16 protein-coding genes are annotated in these 15,993 nt (G+C 28.6%); 3 read left to right on the forward strand and 13 right to left on the reverse strand.

Annotation, left to right across the window (positions count from 1 at the left end; translation table 11 throughout):
* Positions 1-48 precede the first annotated feature (48 nt).
* The 8 genes from panD to BUA19_RS02795 form a co-directional block, all read right to left on the reverse strand.
* Entirely contained in the window at positions 49-432 is a 384-nt protein-coding gene (panD, locus tag BUA19_RS02760; protein ID WP_072723382.1) for an aspartate 1-decarboxylase, read from the reverse strand.
* A complete protein-coding gene (gene panC / locus BUA19_RS02765; protein WP_072723384.1) occupies positions 413-1,285 on the reverse strand; it encodes a pantoate--beta-alanine ligase in 873 nt (290 codons plus the stop codon). Before panC ends, panD begins: the two co-directional genes overlap by 20 nt.
* A 14-nt stretch (positions 1,286-1,299) precedes the next feature.
* Positions 1,300-2,133, reverse strand: a complete 834-nt coding sequence (gene panB, locus BUA19_RS02770; RefSeq protein ID WP_072723387.1) for a 3-methyl-2-oxobutanoate hydroxymethyltransferase — start codon at positions 2,131-2,133, stop codon at positions 1,300-1,302.
* Positions 2,133-3,005, reverse strand: coding sequence for a Rossmann-like and DUF2520 domain-containing protein (locus tag BUA19_RS02775; protein ID WP_072723389.1), 873 nt, complete (start codon positions 3,003-3,005; stop codon positions 2,133-2,135). Before BUA19_RS02775 ends, panB begins: the two co-directional genes overlap by 1 nt.
* Positions 3,006-3,240: 235 nt before the next feature.
* Complete coding sequence (locus BUA19_RS02780; RefSeq protein WP_072723391.1) at positions 3,241-4,689, reverse strand: sensor domain-containing diguanylate cyclase; 1,449 nt, start codon at positions 4,687-4,689, stop codon at positions 3,241-3,243.
* Positions 4,690-4,934: 245 nt separating this feature from the next.
* Positions 4,935-6,224: a YeeE/YedE family protein gene (locus BUA19_RS02785; RefSeq protein WP_278280444.1), complete on the reverse strand. Its 1,290-nt coding sequence runs from the start codon at positions 6,222-6,224 to the stop codon at positions 4,935-4,937.
* 101 nt (positions 6,225-6,325) lie between these two features.
* Positions 6,326-8,026, reverse strand: a complete 1,701-nt coding sequence (locus BUA19_RS02790; RefSeq protein ID WP_072723393.1) for an FAD-dependent oxidoreductase — start codon at positions 8,024-8,026, stop codon at positions 6,326-6,328.
* Positions 8,027-8,067: 41 nt separating this feature from the next.
* Positions 8,068-9,357, reverse strand: coding sequence for an alanine:cation symporter family protein (locus BUA19_RS02795; RefSeq protein WP_143145353.1), 1,290 nt, complete (start codon positions 9,355-9,357; stop codon positions 8,068-8,070).
* Between the two features lie 266 nt (positions 9,358-9,623).
* Between BUA19_RS02795 and BUA19_RS02800 the strand changes: the two genes are divergently transcribed.
* Positions 9,624-10,514: a LysR family transcriptional regulator gene (locus BUA19_RS02800; RefSeq protein WP_072723395.1), complete on the forward strand. Its 891-nt coding sequence runs from the start codon at positions 9,624-9,626 to the stop codon at positions 10,512-10,514.
* Positions 10,515-10,540: 26 nt separating this feature from the next.
* Here BUA19_RS02800 and BUA19_RS02805 read toward each other — a convergent pair whose 3' ends face one another.
* The 5 genes from BUA19_RS02805 to BUA19_RS02825 all read right to left on the reverse strand — a co-directional run bounded on the left by BUA19_RS02805 (position 10,541) and on the right by BUA19_RS02825 (position 14,278).
* Entirely contained in the window at positions 10,541-11,068 is a 528-nt protein-coding gene (locus BUA19_RS02805; protein WP_072723505.1) for a YeeE/YedE thiosulfate transporter family protein, read from the reverse strand.
* Between the two features lie 13 nt (positions 11,069-11,081).
* Complete coding sequence (locus BUA19_RS02810) at positions 11,082-11,315, reverse strand: sulfurtransferase TusA family protein (RefSeq protein WP_072723416.1); 234 nt, start codon at positions 11,313-11,315, stop codon at positions 11,082-11,084.
* A gap of 13 nt (positions 11,316-11,328) precedes the next feature.
* Entirely contained in the window at positions 11,329-12,015 is a 687-nt protein-coding gene (locus BUA19_RS02815; protein ID WP_072723507.1) for a YeeE/YedE thiosulfate transporter family protein, read from the reverse strand.
* A gap of 86 nt (positions 12,016-12,101) precedes the next feature.
* On the reverse strand, positions 12,102-13,016 hold the full coding sequence (locus tag BUA19_RS02820) for a DMT family transporter (RefSeq protein ID WP_072723418.1): 915 nt from the start codon (positions 13,014-13,016) through the stop codon (positions 12,102-12,104).
* 116 nt (positions 13,017-13,132) lie between these two features.
* On the reverse strand, positions 13,133-14,278 hold the full coding sequence (locus BUA19_RS02825) for a PucR family transcriptional regulator (protein WP_072723420.1): 1,146 nt from the start codon (positions 14,276-14,278) through the stop codon (positions 13,133-13,135).
* 158 nt (positions 14,279-14,436) lie between these two features.
* Between BUA19_RS02825 and BUA19_RS02830 the strand changes: the two genes are divergently transcribed.
* Both BUA19_RS02830 and BUA19_RS02835 read left to right on the forward strand, forming a co-directional pair.
* The gene (locus BUA19_RS02830) at positions 14,437-15,186 is read left to right on the forward strand and encodes an ABC transporter ATP-binding protein (protein ID WP_330388981.1); all 750 of its coding nucleotides are present in this window, start codon (positions 14,437-14,439) and stop codon (positions 15,184-15,186) included.
* The gene (locus tag BUA19_RS02835; protein ID WP_072723423.1) at positions 15,170-15,964 is read left to right on the forward strand and encodes an ABC transporter permease; all 795 of its coding nucleotides are present in this window, start codon (positions 15,170-15,172) and stop codon (positions 15,962-15,964) included. Before BUA19_RS02830 ends, BUA19_RS02835 begins: the two co-directional genes overlap by 17 nt.
* Positions 15,965-15,993: the final 29 nt, after the last annotated feature.

Here is a 15,993-nt window from a genome sequence, read left to right on the forward strand (position 1 = left end):
AAATTTAAAAGGCTCTTTGTAAATAACAACAAAGAGCCTAAATACCAATCACTTAATACATCCGTGAATTTCTTGATTTATCAATTCTATTACTTTATTATTTTCATCCAAAATTAAAATTTTAGGTTTTAAATCTCTAGCCTCATTTTCATCTACAAGACAATAAGCAATTATTATTATTTTATCACCAGGCTGAACTAATCTAGCGGCAGCACCATTAAGGCATATCATTCCACTTCCTCTTTCTCCCTCTATAACATATGTTTCTAATCTCGATCCATTATTATTGTTTACAATTTGAACTTTCTCCCCAGGAAGTATTCCTGATTGTTCTAAAAGTAAAGAATCTATTGTTATACTTCCCACATAATTGAGATTTGCCTGTGTAACTGTAGCCCTATGTATTTTAGATTTAAGCATATTCAATAACATTGTCAACCTCCAAGTATATATTATCAATCAATCTAGTTTTTCCAAAATTTACAGCAACTGCAATAAGAACCGTTTTTTCTATAATTTCTACATCTTCTAAAGTATTAGCATCTACTATTTCAACATAATCAATATCTGCAAGATTCTGACTTTTTATATTATCTACAATAAACTGTTTTAGTTTGTGTACATTTTTTTCACCATTTAAAAACATTTCTTTCGCAGCAAAAAGCGATTTAGAAAGTATTAAAGCCTGATTTCTCTCTTCATCATTTAAATAAACATTTCTCGAACTAAGCGCAAGTCCATCATGTTCTCTAACTAAAGGACAAGATATTATATTTATATCATAATGAAGGTCCTCTACCATCTTTCGTACCACGGCAACCTGTTGTGCATCTTTTTGCCCAAAATACGCATTTGTAGGATTTATAATATTAAATAACTTTGCTAATACCGTTGTAACTCCTCTAAAAAATGTAGGTCTTGATTTTCCACAAAGCTTTCTCGTTAATTCTCCTTCTACATTTACAAATGTCAAACTATTTTCCCCATACATTTCATCTACATCCGGAGCAAATACTATATCTGCTCCAAAATCTATTGCCAACCTATAATCTCTCTCAATATTTCTTGGATAACTATCAAAATCTTCATTAGGTGCAAATTGAGCTGGATTTACAAATACACTTACCACTACTAAATCATTTTCTTTTCTAGCTCTTTCAATAAGCGATAAATGTCCTTCATGTAAATATCCCATCGTAGGAACAAATCCTATAGAAATTTCTTTTTCATTAACTCGTTTCTTTATTTCTTCTCTTATTTGTTTTACTGTTTTTATAAGAGTCATATACTATTTTCTCCTTATACAAGTTTTTTTAAAATATCCTCATCAATTGAAAAAGTATGTTCCTCAGATGGGAATTCAGAAGATTTCACTTCAGATATATACCTTTTTATCGCATGTAAAATATTCTCTTTTAAATTCGCATATTTTTTTACAAATTTCGGAGTAAAATCCGAAAACATCCCCAACATATCATTGGTAACCAAAACTTGTCCATCGCAATTATTTCCTGCACCTATTCCTATTGTAGGTATACTAATCTTTTCAGTTATTATATCCGCTAACTTTGCCGGAATACCTTCAAGCACAATCGCAAATGCTCCTGCTTTTTCAAGTTCAATAGCATCATTTATTATCTTTTTGGCTTGATACTCACTTTTTCCTTGAACCTTAAATCCTCCAAACATGTTTACAGATTGAGGTGTTAAACCTAAATGTCCCATTACAGGTATTTGAGCTTTAGTAATTGCTTTTATTTTATCTATAACTTCAGCTCCACCTTCTAATTTTACAGCATGAGCTTTACCTTCTTGTATTATTCTGCCAGCATTTCTAACTGCATCTTCTACACTTATATGATATGATAAAAACGGCATATCTCCAACTATCAAAGCATTTTTTACCCCTCTTGAAACAGCTCTACAATGATGAATTATATCATCTACAGTAACTTCAAGAGTTGATTCATATCCAAGTACAACCATTCCAAGAGAATCTCCAACAAGTATACTTTCTATGCCGGCTTCATCAATAAGTTTAGCTGTTGAATAATCGTAAGCTGTCAACATTGTTATTTTTTGATTCTTTTTTTTGGCTTCTAAAAAAGACGTTACAGTAAATTTTTTATTCATCAACTATCCACCCCTTGTAAAATTTTTCTCAACATTTCAATTTTTTCTTTGTTTTGTGATGGAATCTTCGATGAAAGATCTAACGTCATAAGAGCCATAATTTTATAAAACGAAAGCTTATTAGGAATATTTACCTTTATTGAGTTTAAATGATTTTCTATTGTATTAATATCTCCTCTGGATATTGGTCCTGTAAGTGCATTTTTACATCCTAAATTTTTAACATTTTCAATAGTTCCTTCAATCAACGGATAAACCGCTTTAAAAGCATCATTTTCATCTATTCCTATTGAACTAAAAAAAGAAAGACCAAAATCCATTAAAGTTACTAAATAATTTGAAATCACACATGCTCCAGCATGATAAATAGTTTTTAAATTAGAGTCAATTTTAAAATACTCATTTCCTGTTTTTTTCAAAACCGACTCCAAAACACTCATTTTTTCAATACTTCCTTCAATTGTAAAAACTGTATTTTCAAGTTTTTTTATTGAATTTTCTACATTTGCAAAAGATTGTAAAGGATGCATTGAATAAACATAACATCCGAATTTCTCAAGATCACTCAATATACTTGATGAATATGAACCACTCATATGTACTACAATTTGACCTTTATTCAAAACTCTTGCCTGAGACAATTGATTAACTACATTTTCTATAGAATCATCATTAGTTGTAATAAAAATAATATCCGATTTCCCAATTAAACTCGATAAATTTTTATATGCCATTGAATTTGTCAAATGTGCTGCTTTTTTTGCAGATTCAAAACTTCTACTTAAATATCCTACTACATTAAATCCCTTTTGGCTTAAATAAAGTCCAAAGGAAGTACCTACTTTACCTGCACCGATAAAGCAAATTTTCATATATACCACACTCCAAAAAAAATACCCTTTTTGAGCACAACAAAAAAGGGTATTAAAAATCTCTTGTATTACTGTCTCAGTCCTTTAAAGGCTCAAAGCAGAAAATAAATTATTAAATTTTAAACTATAAAGGTTAAATTCCAATCTAATTAGCTGTGTATGGCTCTTATGATACCATCACAATAATATCTTAACATATATTTTCCAAAAAATGTACAAAATTTTAAATGAAAATCTATTTTTTATAAAATTTATAACCATTTTTTGTATCTTTTTTCACACTATACATTGCAATATCAGCATTGTCAATAAGAGCATCGACATTTCTTCCATCAAAAGGATATATACTTATACCAACACTTATACTAATTAATAATTTCTCATCATTTATAAAAAAAGGTCGACTAATAGAATCAACAATGTTTTGAGCTATCTCCTTAACAGTTTTAATCGACTTAACATTAGGAATAAAAATAATAAACTCATCTCCACCTAATCGAGAAATAATACTTTCTTCAGTAACATTATTTTGTAATCTCCTTGTAACAGATTGTAACAAAGCATCTCCTATACTATGACCGAGTGTATCATTTATAATTTTAAAATTATCAAGATCCACAAATAACACTGCAACCATCTCACCATTATCTAAAGCATTCATCAATAATTTATTTGCCTTATCATAAAAATAATACCTATTAGGAAGATCTGTAAGTTCATCATAGTGAGCTTGATATACGACATTTCTCATATAATAAAAATTAGCTATAAAAAGTATACTATATGTAAATAACATAATCCCCAAAAAATAAATCAAAGTTATATGAGCTTGCCTATAACCATATTTAGTTCTATCAATTTTCAATATAAAAGCTGGCTTTCCATATATATCATATAAAAGAGAATATCCATAAATATGATTTTTACTTATATTTTTAACCCATACAACAAACTTTTTTATAAAAGAATTATGTAAAATTTCAACATCTTCAGGTATATATTCTCCTTTTACTTCTTCTAATTTTATCCCCAAATTAGTTTGTTGTGATAAATCTTTAATGTTATTAGAATCTATATAGCGCCCCATAATAAGAATACCACAATTAGATCCTTTTACCCCATTCACTGCAATAGGATATGAAGAAATCATCATTTTACCTTCCGGCAAAGATACAATTCCCGTTACACCGTTTGTTGGTTTTGATAAATTTATTAAAGGCGATTGTTTATTTATCTGTTTTATCAAACTGTTTGAAACAGAAATTCCCATATTATTTACTAAATCAAATCCCTTTTTGTACACAATATTTCCCTGTTTATCAACTAATATGAATACATTTAGTTTATTGATAATAAAAGTTTCATCCCTCAAATGTTTTTTTACGTATTTTGGATTTCTGCCTTTAATAAAGTCATATATTTCACTACAAAGTGCATAATTTCTATTTATCATATTTAAATTTAAAAATTCTTCTTCTAAAGCATTCACAACCTGTTTTATTTGACTATATGTCTCTTTTTTTTCTAAATCCTCAAATTTATCTAAAATAAATATATAAGATAAAAAATATACAAAAACAACAATTGTAATACTAATTAAGCTAAAAAAGATAAAAATCTTTTTATACAGTTCAATATAACCAAACCTTAAAACACCACATTCCTTTTTTCTTATGATTTTCATGCAATCGGCTCCCTGATGTTATTTTTTATATTATATAATCATCATTACTATATTATATGTATTTAGACCTATAATAAATTAGTTCTATAGACTTATTTTACCAAATTTCCTTAAATACTTCTATTATTTTTACTATTTTTTTATATTACAATTTTTACCTTAACCAAATTCAAGCAATTTCATAAAAAAACTAGGGATATATTAAAACAAAATATATCCCTAGTTTTTTTATGAAAAATCAGTTGTTAAATTTTAATATTAAGTTTTTTAGTTAATTTAACTCCTAGTATTCCACCTAATGTTAATGACGGCATAAATACCCATCCAGACAATGACATATTAGATAATCCTGAATACAATGCTCCTACATTACATCCTAAAGCTATTCTAGCACCATATCCCATTAATAATCCACCTATTGCATAGAATAAAATATCTCTTAAATTAAAACCTTTCTTAAATGAAAAATGTCCAGCTAATAATGGTGCTATTAAAGCTCCTATCATTATTCCCATATTTCTCATTGAACCTGGATGATTTAAAAATCCACCTCTTATAGCATCCATTCTTCCTGAGAACCATCCCCAGTCTGAAACATCTACTATTCCTAATGCTTGATAGAACCAAGCAGCCCAATGTGCAAATACAGCTGTTACTCCCCAGCTTGTACCTGTTGTAACTAATATTGTTACAAACATAATCATTATAAATACTGCACCAGTATAATAAGACCATCTTTTAACGAAAAATTTATGATAAGTTTCTTTGCTAAAGAATTTATACTCTTTTGGTTGAGGTAGTTCTTTTTCCCACTCAGCATATTCTTCTAAATTTAACGTATTTTCTCTTCTTCTCTTATCTTCGTATTTTTTAGCAATAATATAAATTAATAAATATCCTAATAATGAAAGTACAATAGTTCCTACATATCCAAAAACATCTGGTAGATAAAGCCTTTTATGTATTTTAAAGAATATACTTTGTGTCCACCAAGGCATATCATGTGCTCCCCATAATGCTCCTGTTGAAAAGAAAAACAATACAATTAATCCTCTTCCTTCACCTTCTCCAGCATCTGTAAGTGTTCCTGAAGCACATCCTCCACCTAACATCATACCAATACCAAATAATATTCCTCCTATTATAGTAGCTAAATTGGCTGGTTCTACGTAATCTGAACCCGGAATTACAGCTGCACCAGACTCAACTGCTCTATAATATACATCTGCACCATTTACAAATGCTCCATAATGTATTGCTGCTGTTGCTAGTAATGTAATAGAAAATAAAAACATTAGTGCTTTTGTTAAACTACTATCTCCAGTTAAATATAATTTTCTAATAGCACCAGCAAACCCAAATCTTGATCTTTGCATAACATATCCAATAGTCAATCCAATAATTAAGTGTAGTGCTAATCTATAATCTTTAGAATATTGAAATGCAGCAAATATAGCCATGGCTATTACAAGTGCAAAGCCAATATACACTTGACTTTTATTTATTTCATTTGCCCTTAATTTATCCGACTTCACTGTCGTTACCTCCTCATTGTCATTTTTTTCACTTTTATGATTACAATTATCCCTTAATAAACATTACCAAATTATCAGGGGCTTAAACGCCCCTAATTTTTTTATTCAAAATTATAATCTGTAACAATCATTTTTCTACCAGTTGTTTTATCATTAAAATACTCGTAAAAACATAATCCCATAAATCCACCAGATATATTATAGATATTTTTAAATCCTAGATTTTGAAGTGCTAATACTGCATTATAACTTCTTTGTCCACTTCTACAATGTAAATAAACTGGTTTATCTTTAGGTATTTCATCTAATCTTTCTCTCAATTCACTAAGCGGTATATTTTTAGCTCCTATTATATGACCTTGCTCATATTCATCTTTTTCTCTTACATCTATTATACAAGCACCACTTTCCACTAAACCTCTTACATCAGCTGAATGTACTTGTTCAAATGAACCATGTAGTAAGTTAGAACCTACATATCCTGCAAAATTAACTACATCTTTAGCAGTTCCAAATGGCGGAGCATAACATAACTCTAAATCTCTTAAATCATTCACAGTTGCACCAAACTTAATAGCAGTAGCAATTACATCTATTCTCTTATCTACATTTCCTTTACCAATTGCTTGAGCTCCTAATACTCTACCTGTTGGTACTTCATATATTAACTTGAAATGAACTGATTCACATCCAGGCATTAATCCCACTCTATCTCCAGGAATTATTTTAACTACATCGTATTTAATATTCATGTTAAGAGCTTTAATTAATCCCTCATTTAAACCTGTAGAAGCTGCATTATAATTAAATACCTTGATTACAGATGAACCAATAAATCCTGTATTCATTATTTGCATTCCATTTATATGATCAGCTACTCCTCTTGCTTGTTTTTGAGCAGGTCCAGCTAAAGGTAATTTAGTATATGAATTAGTTAATGCATGATATACTTCAATAGCATCTCCTACTGCATATATATCCTTATCATTAGTTCTGTAGTTTTGATCTACTTTTATTGCTCCTGTTTCTCCTAATTCTAATCCTGCCTTTACAGCTAATTCAGTTTCTGGAACTACTCCAATTGCCATAACAACTACTTGAGCTTCAACTTTCTTTCCTGATTCTAAAACAACAGTATCTTTTTCAAAAGAGCTAACTTTATCTCCTACTATTAGATTTACTCCATTATCATATAACTCTTTATGTAGAATTTGTACCATGTCATAATCAAATGGCTTCATAATTTGAGGCATAGCTTCAATTAAAGTTACATTGTATCCTGCTTCTTTTAAGTTTTCAGCAGATTCAACTCCAATAAACCCTCCACCAATCACTACTACATTTTTAGTTTCCATTGATTTTACAAATTTATTTAGCTTATCAATATCCACAACATTTCTAATTGAAAATACATTTACATTTTCAATTCCTGGAATTGGTGGAACTATTGGTCTTGCCCCTGGAGATAGTATTAACTTATCATATGATTCCTTGTACTCTTCACCAGTTAATAAATTCTTAACTGTTATTTCTTTATTTTCTCTATCAATAGACAATACTTCATTATTTACTCTAGCCTCTATATTATATTGTTTTAAAAATTTCTCAGGACTCATAAGAACTAAACTATCAGCTTCTTCTACTACACCACTTAAATGGTACGGTAAACAACAATTTGAAAATGATACATGAGGTCCTTTTTCAAACATTATTATTTGATCATCTTCACTATGTCTTCTCAATCTAGCTGCTGCAGATGCTCCACCAGCAACTCCACCAACTATTAAAATTTTTCTACTCATTTTATATCCCTCCAATATTAAATTTAAAATTACACTTATTATTATTTAACTTTAAAATTATTTATATTCTTAATGACAAAAATAAACATTGCCATTATATTTACCAAACCCACTATAAACATCAATAAATCTGCTGCATCAAATATAACATCAAAATTCGAAATACTGAGTATTCCCGACAAAGTTATTAAACTTATATAAAATATAATTTTTTTATTTTCACCTATATGCATAGTCATATTAAGAAAATGAAACGACCCCAACACAGTTGTCAATCCTGATAAAATAAAGAAAATTATTATAACCCATAATCCAAAATTGCCAGTTACAGAAGCTACACTAGCTAAATAACCTGCAATTCTTTCAAATCCACTTTCACTTAAACTTACATTCCCCAGATTATATCTTCCATATGAAAATACATACGATGTTATTACAACAGCTATAAATATAGTAATAATAGTTGATATAGTCTGCAATAAAGCTTCTCTTCTAGGAGAATTTTCTGCATTAGAACTTGCTAATGCACTAGTTCCTAAAGATGTCTCGCTTATCTGAATAATTCTTTGAAATCCTATAATAAGACCTGCTGGTATTCCAACAGAAGCTGATTTAAAACTTATAAAGTCCTTCCAAATCAAATGTATATACTGTGGTATGAATTTTATTGTTAAAAATACAAACGATATAAAAAACACAACATAAAACAAAATTATTATTGACACCATAGACCCTAGTGTATTTATAAAAAGTTTGTGATTTTTCGTTATAACCACAAGAGAAACTACTACAATAAGAGGTATCACTATGTAAAATAGCAATTCACTCTGAGTAAACTCATAGTTAAAATTTTGCTTAAAAAATATCTTCACAACACTCTGAATTCCCGTTAATTGAAATCCAACAAAACCAAACGAATATAATATAACCAAGCAAATAGTATATATAAATCCTGCCCTTTTATTTATATTATAATCAATAAAAGCTCTAGGAGTTTTCATTGTTATTTGAGAAAATAACACCTCTGAATACGTTAGAGGAACTAATGCAAACATTCCTATGACAACCCATAAAACTATACTTTCTCCTCCTACACCATTATCTGATGTTTTCCACATAGCTGCTAAAACTCCAATGATAGCACCGGTTCCAACCTTAGATGCTAAAGATATAGAAAGAGAACTCTTAACTTTCGAAAGTTTCCACTTGGTTTTATCCTTTTTGCTTATACTATTAATAAGCCTCAATGTTCTATATGTTATAAACCCTCCTAATATTATAAGAAGCGGCAAAAACAAATTCCATAAGTAATAATTAAGTATGTTAATCATTTGACCTACTATTTCAATAATAAAGTCACCACCTAGCTATTGTATTTGTTAATTTTCTCTCAATCCAATTATAATATATCATCTGCTTTTTTCATAATAAACAAATGTTATATACCATAACATTTTTTTATAATGAAAATAAAATTTTTAAAATATATAATAAGAATCATTTATACCTTATAAAATATATTTATTTTTATTTATTATAGTGGTAAAATAAATAAATAGGTATCTGACTACTTTTTATCTTTCAAGGATGTGAGGATATGAATCTTGAATATCTCAAATCATTTTATATAACAGTAAAATGCAATAGTATATCAAAAGCTGCTAAAAACCTTCACCTTACTCAGCCAGGTCTGAGTATGCAGCTTCAAAATCTCGAAAAAGAATTAGGCGTAAACCTTCTTATTCGCAGTAACAAAGGAGTTAAACTAACTGAAGAAGGAAAAGTGGTTTTTGATTATGCACATACACTACTATCAATTCAAGGAAACATCGAAAGAGATTTGAAAAATCTTCAACAAGATAAACCTAAACTAATTATGGGTTCTTGCAAAAGCGTAGGAGAATATGCTCTTCCCTGCAGTATTTATACATTTAAACAACTTCACAATGAAGTAGAAATTCACATGGAGGTAAATAACTCTACTGAAGTTATAGAAAAACTACGCAAACACACTATTAACATCGGAATAATTCAATTCGATCCAAAAGTCGATGATATTATTACACAAACTATAGTTTCAGACGAATTGATTTTAGTAGGCACTTGTTGTGATTCTCCAAAACAAATTTCTATAGAAGAACTCAAAAAAATCCCTTTGATTTTACGCGAGAAAAATTCAGGAACTAGATATTTAATTGAAAAAGCATTACAAAAAAAAGGAATCGACATCAAAGAATTAAATGTTATTTACGATTTAAATTCACCAGAAGCTATTAAATCTTCTATTCTCGCTGGAAAAGGATTTTCTTTTCTGCCAAAATTAGTTATTCAACAGGAGTTAAAAGAACACTGGATTCAACAAGTTATAGTAGATGATTTAACAATCCCTTTTGATTATTATGTCGCTTCTAGAAAAAAATATACTTTCTCTCAATATGAGCAAATGTTTGTGGATTTTATCGTTTCCAGCAAAAGAGGTTTTTGTTAAAAAAAGAGGACAATTTGTCCTCTTTTTTATATTAAAAATCTAATTAAAATTTTACAACCAACCCATACTCCCAATACAACAAAAATCCCAAATACCCAGGCATGTAAAGAAAATGATGGAATACCACTAAAAAAAGCACCTACATTACACCCATCTACAAGTCTTGTGCCATATCCCATCATAATTCCTCCCAATAAAGCAACTATAAACTGCTTTTTACTTTTTATTTTTTTCCACTTAAATTGAGAAGCTAACAACGTAGCAATTAAAGAACCTACAATCACCCCTATATTCAAAATCGTATATTGATTAATAAACACATTTTTATTTTTAATCACAGATTCATAATAATACTGAAAATGGTCAAAATATTCCCAACTGAGAGGATCTAATCCAAACCATTGCAAAATACCAATTCCCCACAGTAAAAAACCACTAGTAATTTGCCAACTAATTCCACTTGCAACTAGTAAAATCACATTTAACAGCCCTAGTAAAATTCCTCCTATCCAATAAGGCCATGGCTTTTTTAGCCATGTTTCAATGGGCTTCATCCTATCCCCTCCCTTACTCTTCTTTAGGCTTTTCAATATAAACCTCCCATTCTCCATCTTCTACTTCAACCACTTGTACAGGATATTTATTTTTTTGAGCCCATTCTTGTACACTAATTCCAACACAACTGTGATCTGAATGTAAAATTAAAATATCTCCTGGCTTCATTTTTTTCAACTCATTCATCGCCTTTAGTAAAGGAACAGGGCATACCTCACATAAACAATCCAACTCTTTTACAGCCATAAAACGTCCTCCATTACATATTTTTTGAATTTTTGTTTTCATACCATAATGCTAATTTATACAAAATCATCAATACGATTAACTGACCTATTACAACCACTTTAAAATCCACATAATCAAAAAAATAAATAATCTTTGAATTTCGTATCATATGACTATACCAAAACGGATAATCCTTAGCTCCAAGAACAGTTCCAATAAAAAAACCCAAAAGAACAACCCACTGAAGTGCATGCCCTTCACCAATTCGCATCAATACGCCAGAACTACATCCTCCTGCAATAACCATTCCAACCCCAAACACAAATGCTCCAATTGCAACATGAATTCCTACAGAACTTATAGCTCCTGGAATCAAACTATACTCAACAACATTTTGCTTAATATAACTATATTGTATTAGAGAAAAACCAACAGTACTAACCATCATTGCCAATAACATTCCCCTTAACAACCCTGTATTACCAGAAAGAATAGGATCTCTAAATACTGCTGTAAAACAAAATCTAGAACATCTTAAAACAATACCTATCCCAATTCCTAAAATCCAACACACAGCATAAGTATAATGTTCTTTCCAAAGTCCAATACACAATACCAGAGAAATTAAAAGCAGTACAATGCCATATGGAAATTGATTTTTTTTCTTTTTAAATTTTCTCTCACGCTGCTTAATCAAAGTAGCCATTTCATTTGACAACATACTATCATCCTTTTAAACAAAACTATATATTTTATATAATTATATACCCTAACCCCCTATCAATTCAATAACATTTAGAATATTTACTCTAAACTAGCGTCTACATTTGACCCTGTTTTATTCCAAATAAATTCCCATCTAGTTTCTGCCGTTATTATAGCAAACAATATAGCAATACATCCTAAAAACATTCTAATAGAAAAATTCTCTTTAAGAAACATCATTGAAAAAATTATACCAAATACCGATTCCATACTCAATATTATAGCCACATGAGTAGAATAAGTATATTTCTGAGCTACTGTTTGAAGAAAAAAAGCCATACAAGTACCAAATACACCTAAAAATAAAATAGATAACCAACTATTAACAGAAATATTATATGGTATTTTTTCATAAAAAACAGCAGTAACTGTAGATAATATTGCTACTACTAAAAATTGAATCACCGTCAATATACTCATATCAATTTTTTTAACATAAAACCCAATTGAAATTATATGACACGCAAAAAACAAAGCACATAAAAGTGTTAAACTATCTCCTAAACCTATAGAATTTACACTCTCATCCAATGTTAATATTGTAATTCCTATAAAACAAATTACCGCTGCAATAATTGAAAATTTATCTGGTTTCTCCTTAAACAACATCCAATACAAAAAAGGGACCATCACAACATTTGTTCCAGTTAAAAACGCAGATTTTCCCACACTTGTAAATTGCATTCCTATAGTTTGAGTCGCAAACCCCATATAGAGAAATATCCCTACAATAACTCCACCTTTAATATCTAACAAAGTAATGTATTTCAATTTTTTTACAAATATCACAACTAATATAAAAAAGGCTATCCAAAAACGCAACGCTATCAAATACAACGGAGCGATATCATCAAGCGCATTCTTTGTAGCAACAAATCCAACTCCCCATATCATCGCTACACCAAGAAGAACTATATCTGCAATTAAAGCTTTATTTTTACTTAACATTTCCATTATAATTACCTCCTTTAGACATGTATAATTTACCAGCTACACTAATATAATAAACCATTTATCAGTATTTTGATTTTGTAAAATATAAAATCTAAAGGGGTTCATTTTTGTAATTTTTACAAATCCATATTCAATAGATTATGTATCCTAATACCCAAAGCAAGCTCCTCATAAAAAGATTCTCTTTTACAATTTTTGCTTAATATTTTATATATCTTTTCAATTCTGTATCTTATAGTATTACTATGTTGAAATAGTTCTTGTGAAGTAGCCTTTATATCTCCATTATTTTCAATATACTTTATAGCTGTATTTAATAATTCTGTATTGTTTTTTCTATCATACATCAATAATGGTTCTATCATCTCATCGTGATATTTTAATATCCATTGATTATCTAGTAAAGGTAATAGTATTTTATTAACTCCAATTTGATTAAAAAAAGAAATATCTTTTTTATATATCATTGAATATTTATATGCATATAAACTTTCATTTATAGAATAATTTAATTCACCTAATCTTTCATATAAACTACTTATTCCTATTGTATATTTCTCCAAATTAAAACCTAAATTTTCCAATCTCCTCAAAATAATACCTACAATCTTATCAGAATCTATTTTTTCAAAAGTATTAATAATAATATATCCATCTTTATAAGAAATAATCTTAAATGATTTATCATTCTCTACATTTGTAAATATTTCTGTCATAATAGAATTTTGTATATCTTTTCTTTTACAAAAAGCTACTATATTTTTTTCTTTAAAATTATTATTTATCTCATATGCAATTTTTCTAATAACTACACTGTCTAAATTACTATATAAAATACTATCTATTTTAGATACTAAAAATTCATTTTCTTCATTTTGTTTAATAAAATTTATAACGCTTGTAATTAAATCTTCAAAATAAACATTACTAAATATCATTATAGGAAAATTCTCTCTATCAGCAAGTTCAATTACTTCATCAGGTATTGTATTAAAATAAACATTTTTAATAGCTAAACCACTTATACCTACTAAAATCATCCTTTCTACAAGCTTATACAATTCTTCAATATCGTCCTTTATAACAACTAATGTACTTACTACAAACTCACCTTCAACAAAATTTTCCTCTATCAAATCATCTCTTTCATAATCCAAAATACCAATTTTTTTTATTTTTCTTGTAAGACCTTCTCTACCAGCAATAACTTTAAAATCTTTAAATTTTTCTAATTTCAAAACATCATATATAGTAATAGCCATCATCCCACCCCTTTTAAATATTAAATACAATACTAACATAAAATTGTCAAATTCACTATGTTCAGCAAACAATACCTAATACTTTTGGTACAAAATTACTTTTATTTTAATACTATAAATTATATGACATATTTTTCAAAATTCAAGGAGGTGAAACTGTGATTGTTCAAATAAAAAATCTTTCCATGAACTACTATACTTTAGAAGGAGAACTTGAAGTTTTAAAAAATATAAATTTAACTTTAGAAGAAGGTACAATACTAGCACTCGTTGGACCATCTGGTTGTGGTAAATCTACTATTATGAATATACTATCAGGACTTATAAAACCGACTAAAGGTAGTATAACTATAAACGGAAAAATGGGATATATGTTTCAAAAAGATCATTTATTAGAATGGAGAACTATCATGGAAAATATCAAAATCGGACTTGAAATTCAAAAAAAATTAACTGATAAATCTTTACAAAAAATAGAAAGACTTCTTAAACTTTATGGACTTTGGAATTTTAGAAATAACTATCCAGAAGAACTTTCAGGTGGTATGAGACAAAGAGTAGCTTTAATTAGAACTCTTGCAATAAACCCTGACATTTTGCTTTTAGATGAACCTTTTTCTGCACTTGATTATCAAACCAGACTTTTAGTTTGTGATGATATAACAAAAATTATAAAAAAAGAAAATAAAACTACTATAATTGTTACACACGACATAGCAGAAGCAATCTCCATGGCAGATAAAATAGCAGTGCTATCAAAAAGACCAGCTACAATAAAAAACATACATGAGATAAACCTTACAGTAAAAGGAGAAAAAACCCCTCTTTCTTCAAGAGAAGCTCCTGAATTTAAAGACTACTTCAATACTATATGGAAGGAGCTGGATATAGATGAAAAACTACTCTAATGAATATATTAAATACTTGCAATCCATAAAAAAACAAAAAATAAAAATTATTTTTTATCAAATTCTAGTGTTCATTTCATTTATACTCTTATGGGAAATTGCAGCTAACCTCAAAATAATAGATGTATTCTTAACAAGTAAACCATCTGATATATTTAAACTATTTATTAAATTTTGTAAAAGCGGCGAATTATTTAAACATATTGGAATATCAGTTTATGAAACAATTTTAGGTTTTATACTAGGAACAGTCGGAGGAATAATAATAGCAATTATTCTTTGGTGGAATAATACTCTTGCTAAAATACTAGATCCATTTTTAGTAGTTTTAAACGCCCTTCCCAAAACTGCACTAGCTCCTATTTTAATAATATGGGCAGGAGCAGGAATTGCTGGAATAGTTGTTATTGCACTTACTATATCTATAGTTGTTACAATACTTTCAGCTTACAATTATTTTATAAATGTCGAAGAAGAAAAAATAAAAATGCTCAAAAGCTTTGGAGCCAATAAATTTCAAATACTCACAAAATTAATACTTCCTTCAAATATAGGAAATATAATTAATATAATAAAAATAAATATAGGAATGTCATGGGTTGGAGTTATTGTTGGAGAATTTTTGGTATCACGCTACGGAATTGGATATCTAATAGTTTATGGTGGTCAAGTATTTAAACTTGATTTAGTTATGATGGGAGTATTTGTTCTTGCATTATGTGCTCTTTTAATGTATCAAATAGTTAATATAATAGAGAAAAAATATAAAGCTAGATAACAAAAAATCCTATATCTTAACTTTAAAGA

Origin of the sequence: Tepidibacter thalassicus DSM 15285 (genome assembly GCF_900129915.1) — a bacterium.
GTDB classification, from domain to species: Bacteria; Bacillota; Clostridia; order Peptostreptococcales; family Peptostreptococcaceae; genus Tepidibacter; species Tepidibacter thalassicus.

What these genes read in the sequence shown, in the direction of transcription:
- panD (WP_072723382.1), bottom strand. Translation starts at nt 432, where the DNA reads ATGTTATTGAATATGCTTAAATCTAAAATACATAGGGCTACAGTTACA.
- panC (WP_072723384.1), bottom strand. Translation starts at nt 1,285, where the DNA reads ATGACTCTTATAAAAACAGTAAAACAAATAAGAGAAGAAATAAAGAAA.
- panB (WP_072723387.1), bottom strand. Translation starts at nt 2,133, where the DNA reads ATGAATAAAAAATTTACTGTAACGTCTTTTTTAGAAGCCAAAAAAAAG.
- BUA19_RS02775 (WP_072723389.1), bottom strand. Translation starts at nt 3,005, where the DNA reads ATGAAAATTTGCTTTATCGGTGCAGGTAAAGTAGGTACTTCCTTTGGA.
- BUA19_RS02780 (WP_072723391.1), bottom strand. Translation starts at nt 4,689, where the DNA reads ATGAAAATCATAAGAAAAAAGGAATGTGGTGTTTTAAGGTTTGGTTAT.
- BUA19_RS02790 (WP_072723393.1), bottom strand. Translation starts at nt 8,026, where the DNA reads ATGAGTAGAAAAATTTTAATAGTTGGTGGAGTTGCTGGTGGAGCATCT.
- BUA19_RS02795 (WP_143145353.1), bottom strand. Translation starts at nt 9,357, where the DNA reads ATGATTAACATACTTAATTATTACTTATGGAATTTGTTTTTGCCGCTT.
- BUA19_RS02800 (WP_072723395.1), top strand. Translation starts at nt 9,624, where the DNA reads ATGAATCTTGAATATCTCAAATCATTTTATATAACAGTAAAATGCAAT.
- BUA19_RS02805 (WP_072723505.1), bottom strand. Translation starts at nt 11,068, where the DNA reads ATGAAGCCCATTGAAACATGGCTAAAAAAGCCATGGCCTTATTGGATA.
- BUA19_RS02810 (WP_072723416.1), bottom strand. Translation starts at nt 11,315, where the DNA reads ATGGCTGTAAAAGAGTTGGATTGTTTATGTGAGGTATGCCCTGTTCCT.
- BUA19_RS02820 (WP_072723418.1), bottom strand. Translation starts at nt 13,016, where the DNA reads ATGGAAATGTTAAGTAAAAATAAAGCTTTAATTGCAGATATAGTTCTT.
- BUA19_RS02825 (WP_072723420.1), bottom strand. Translation starts at nt 14,278, where the DNA reads ATGGCTATTACTATATATGATGTTTTGAAATTAGAAAAATTTAAAGAT.
- BUA19_RS02835 (WP_072723423.1), top strand. Translation starts at nt 15,170, where the DNA reads ATGAAAAACTACTCTAATGAATATATTAAATACTTGCAATCCATAAAA.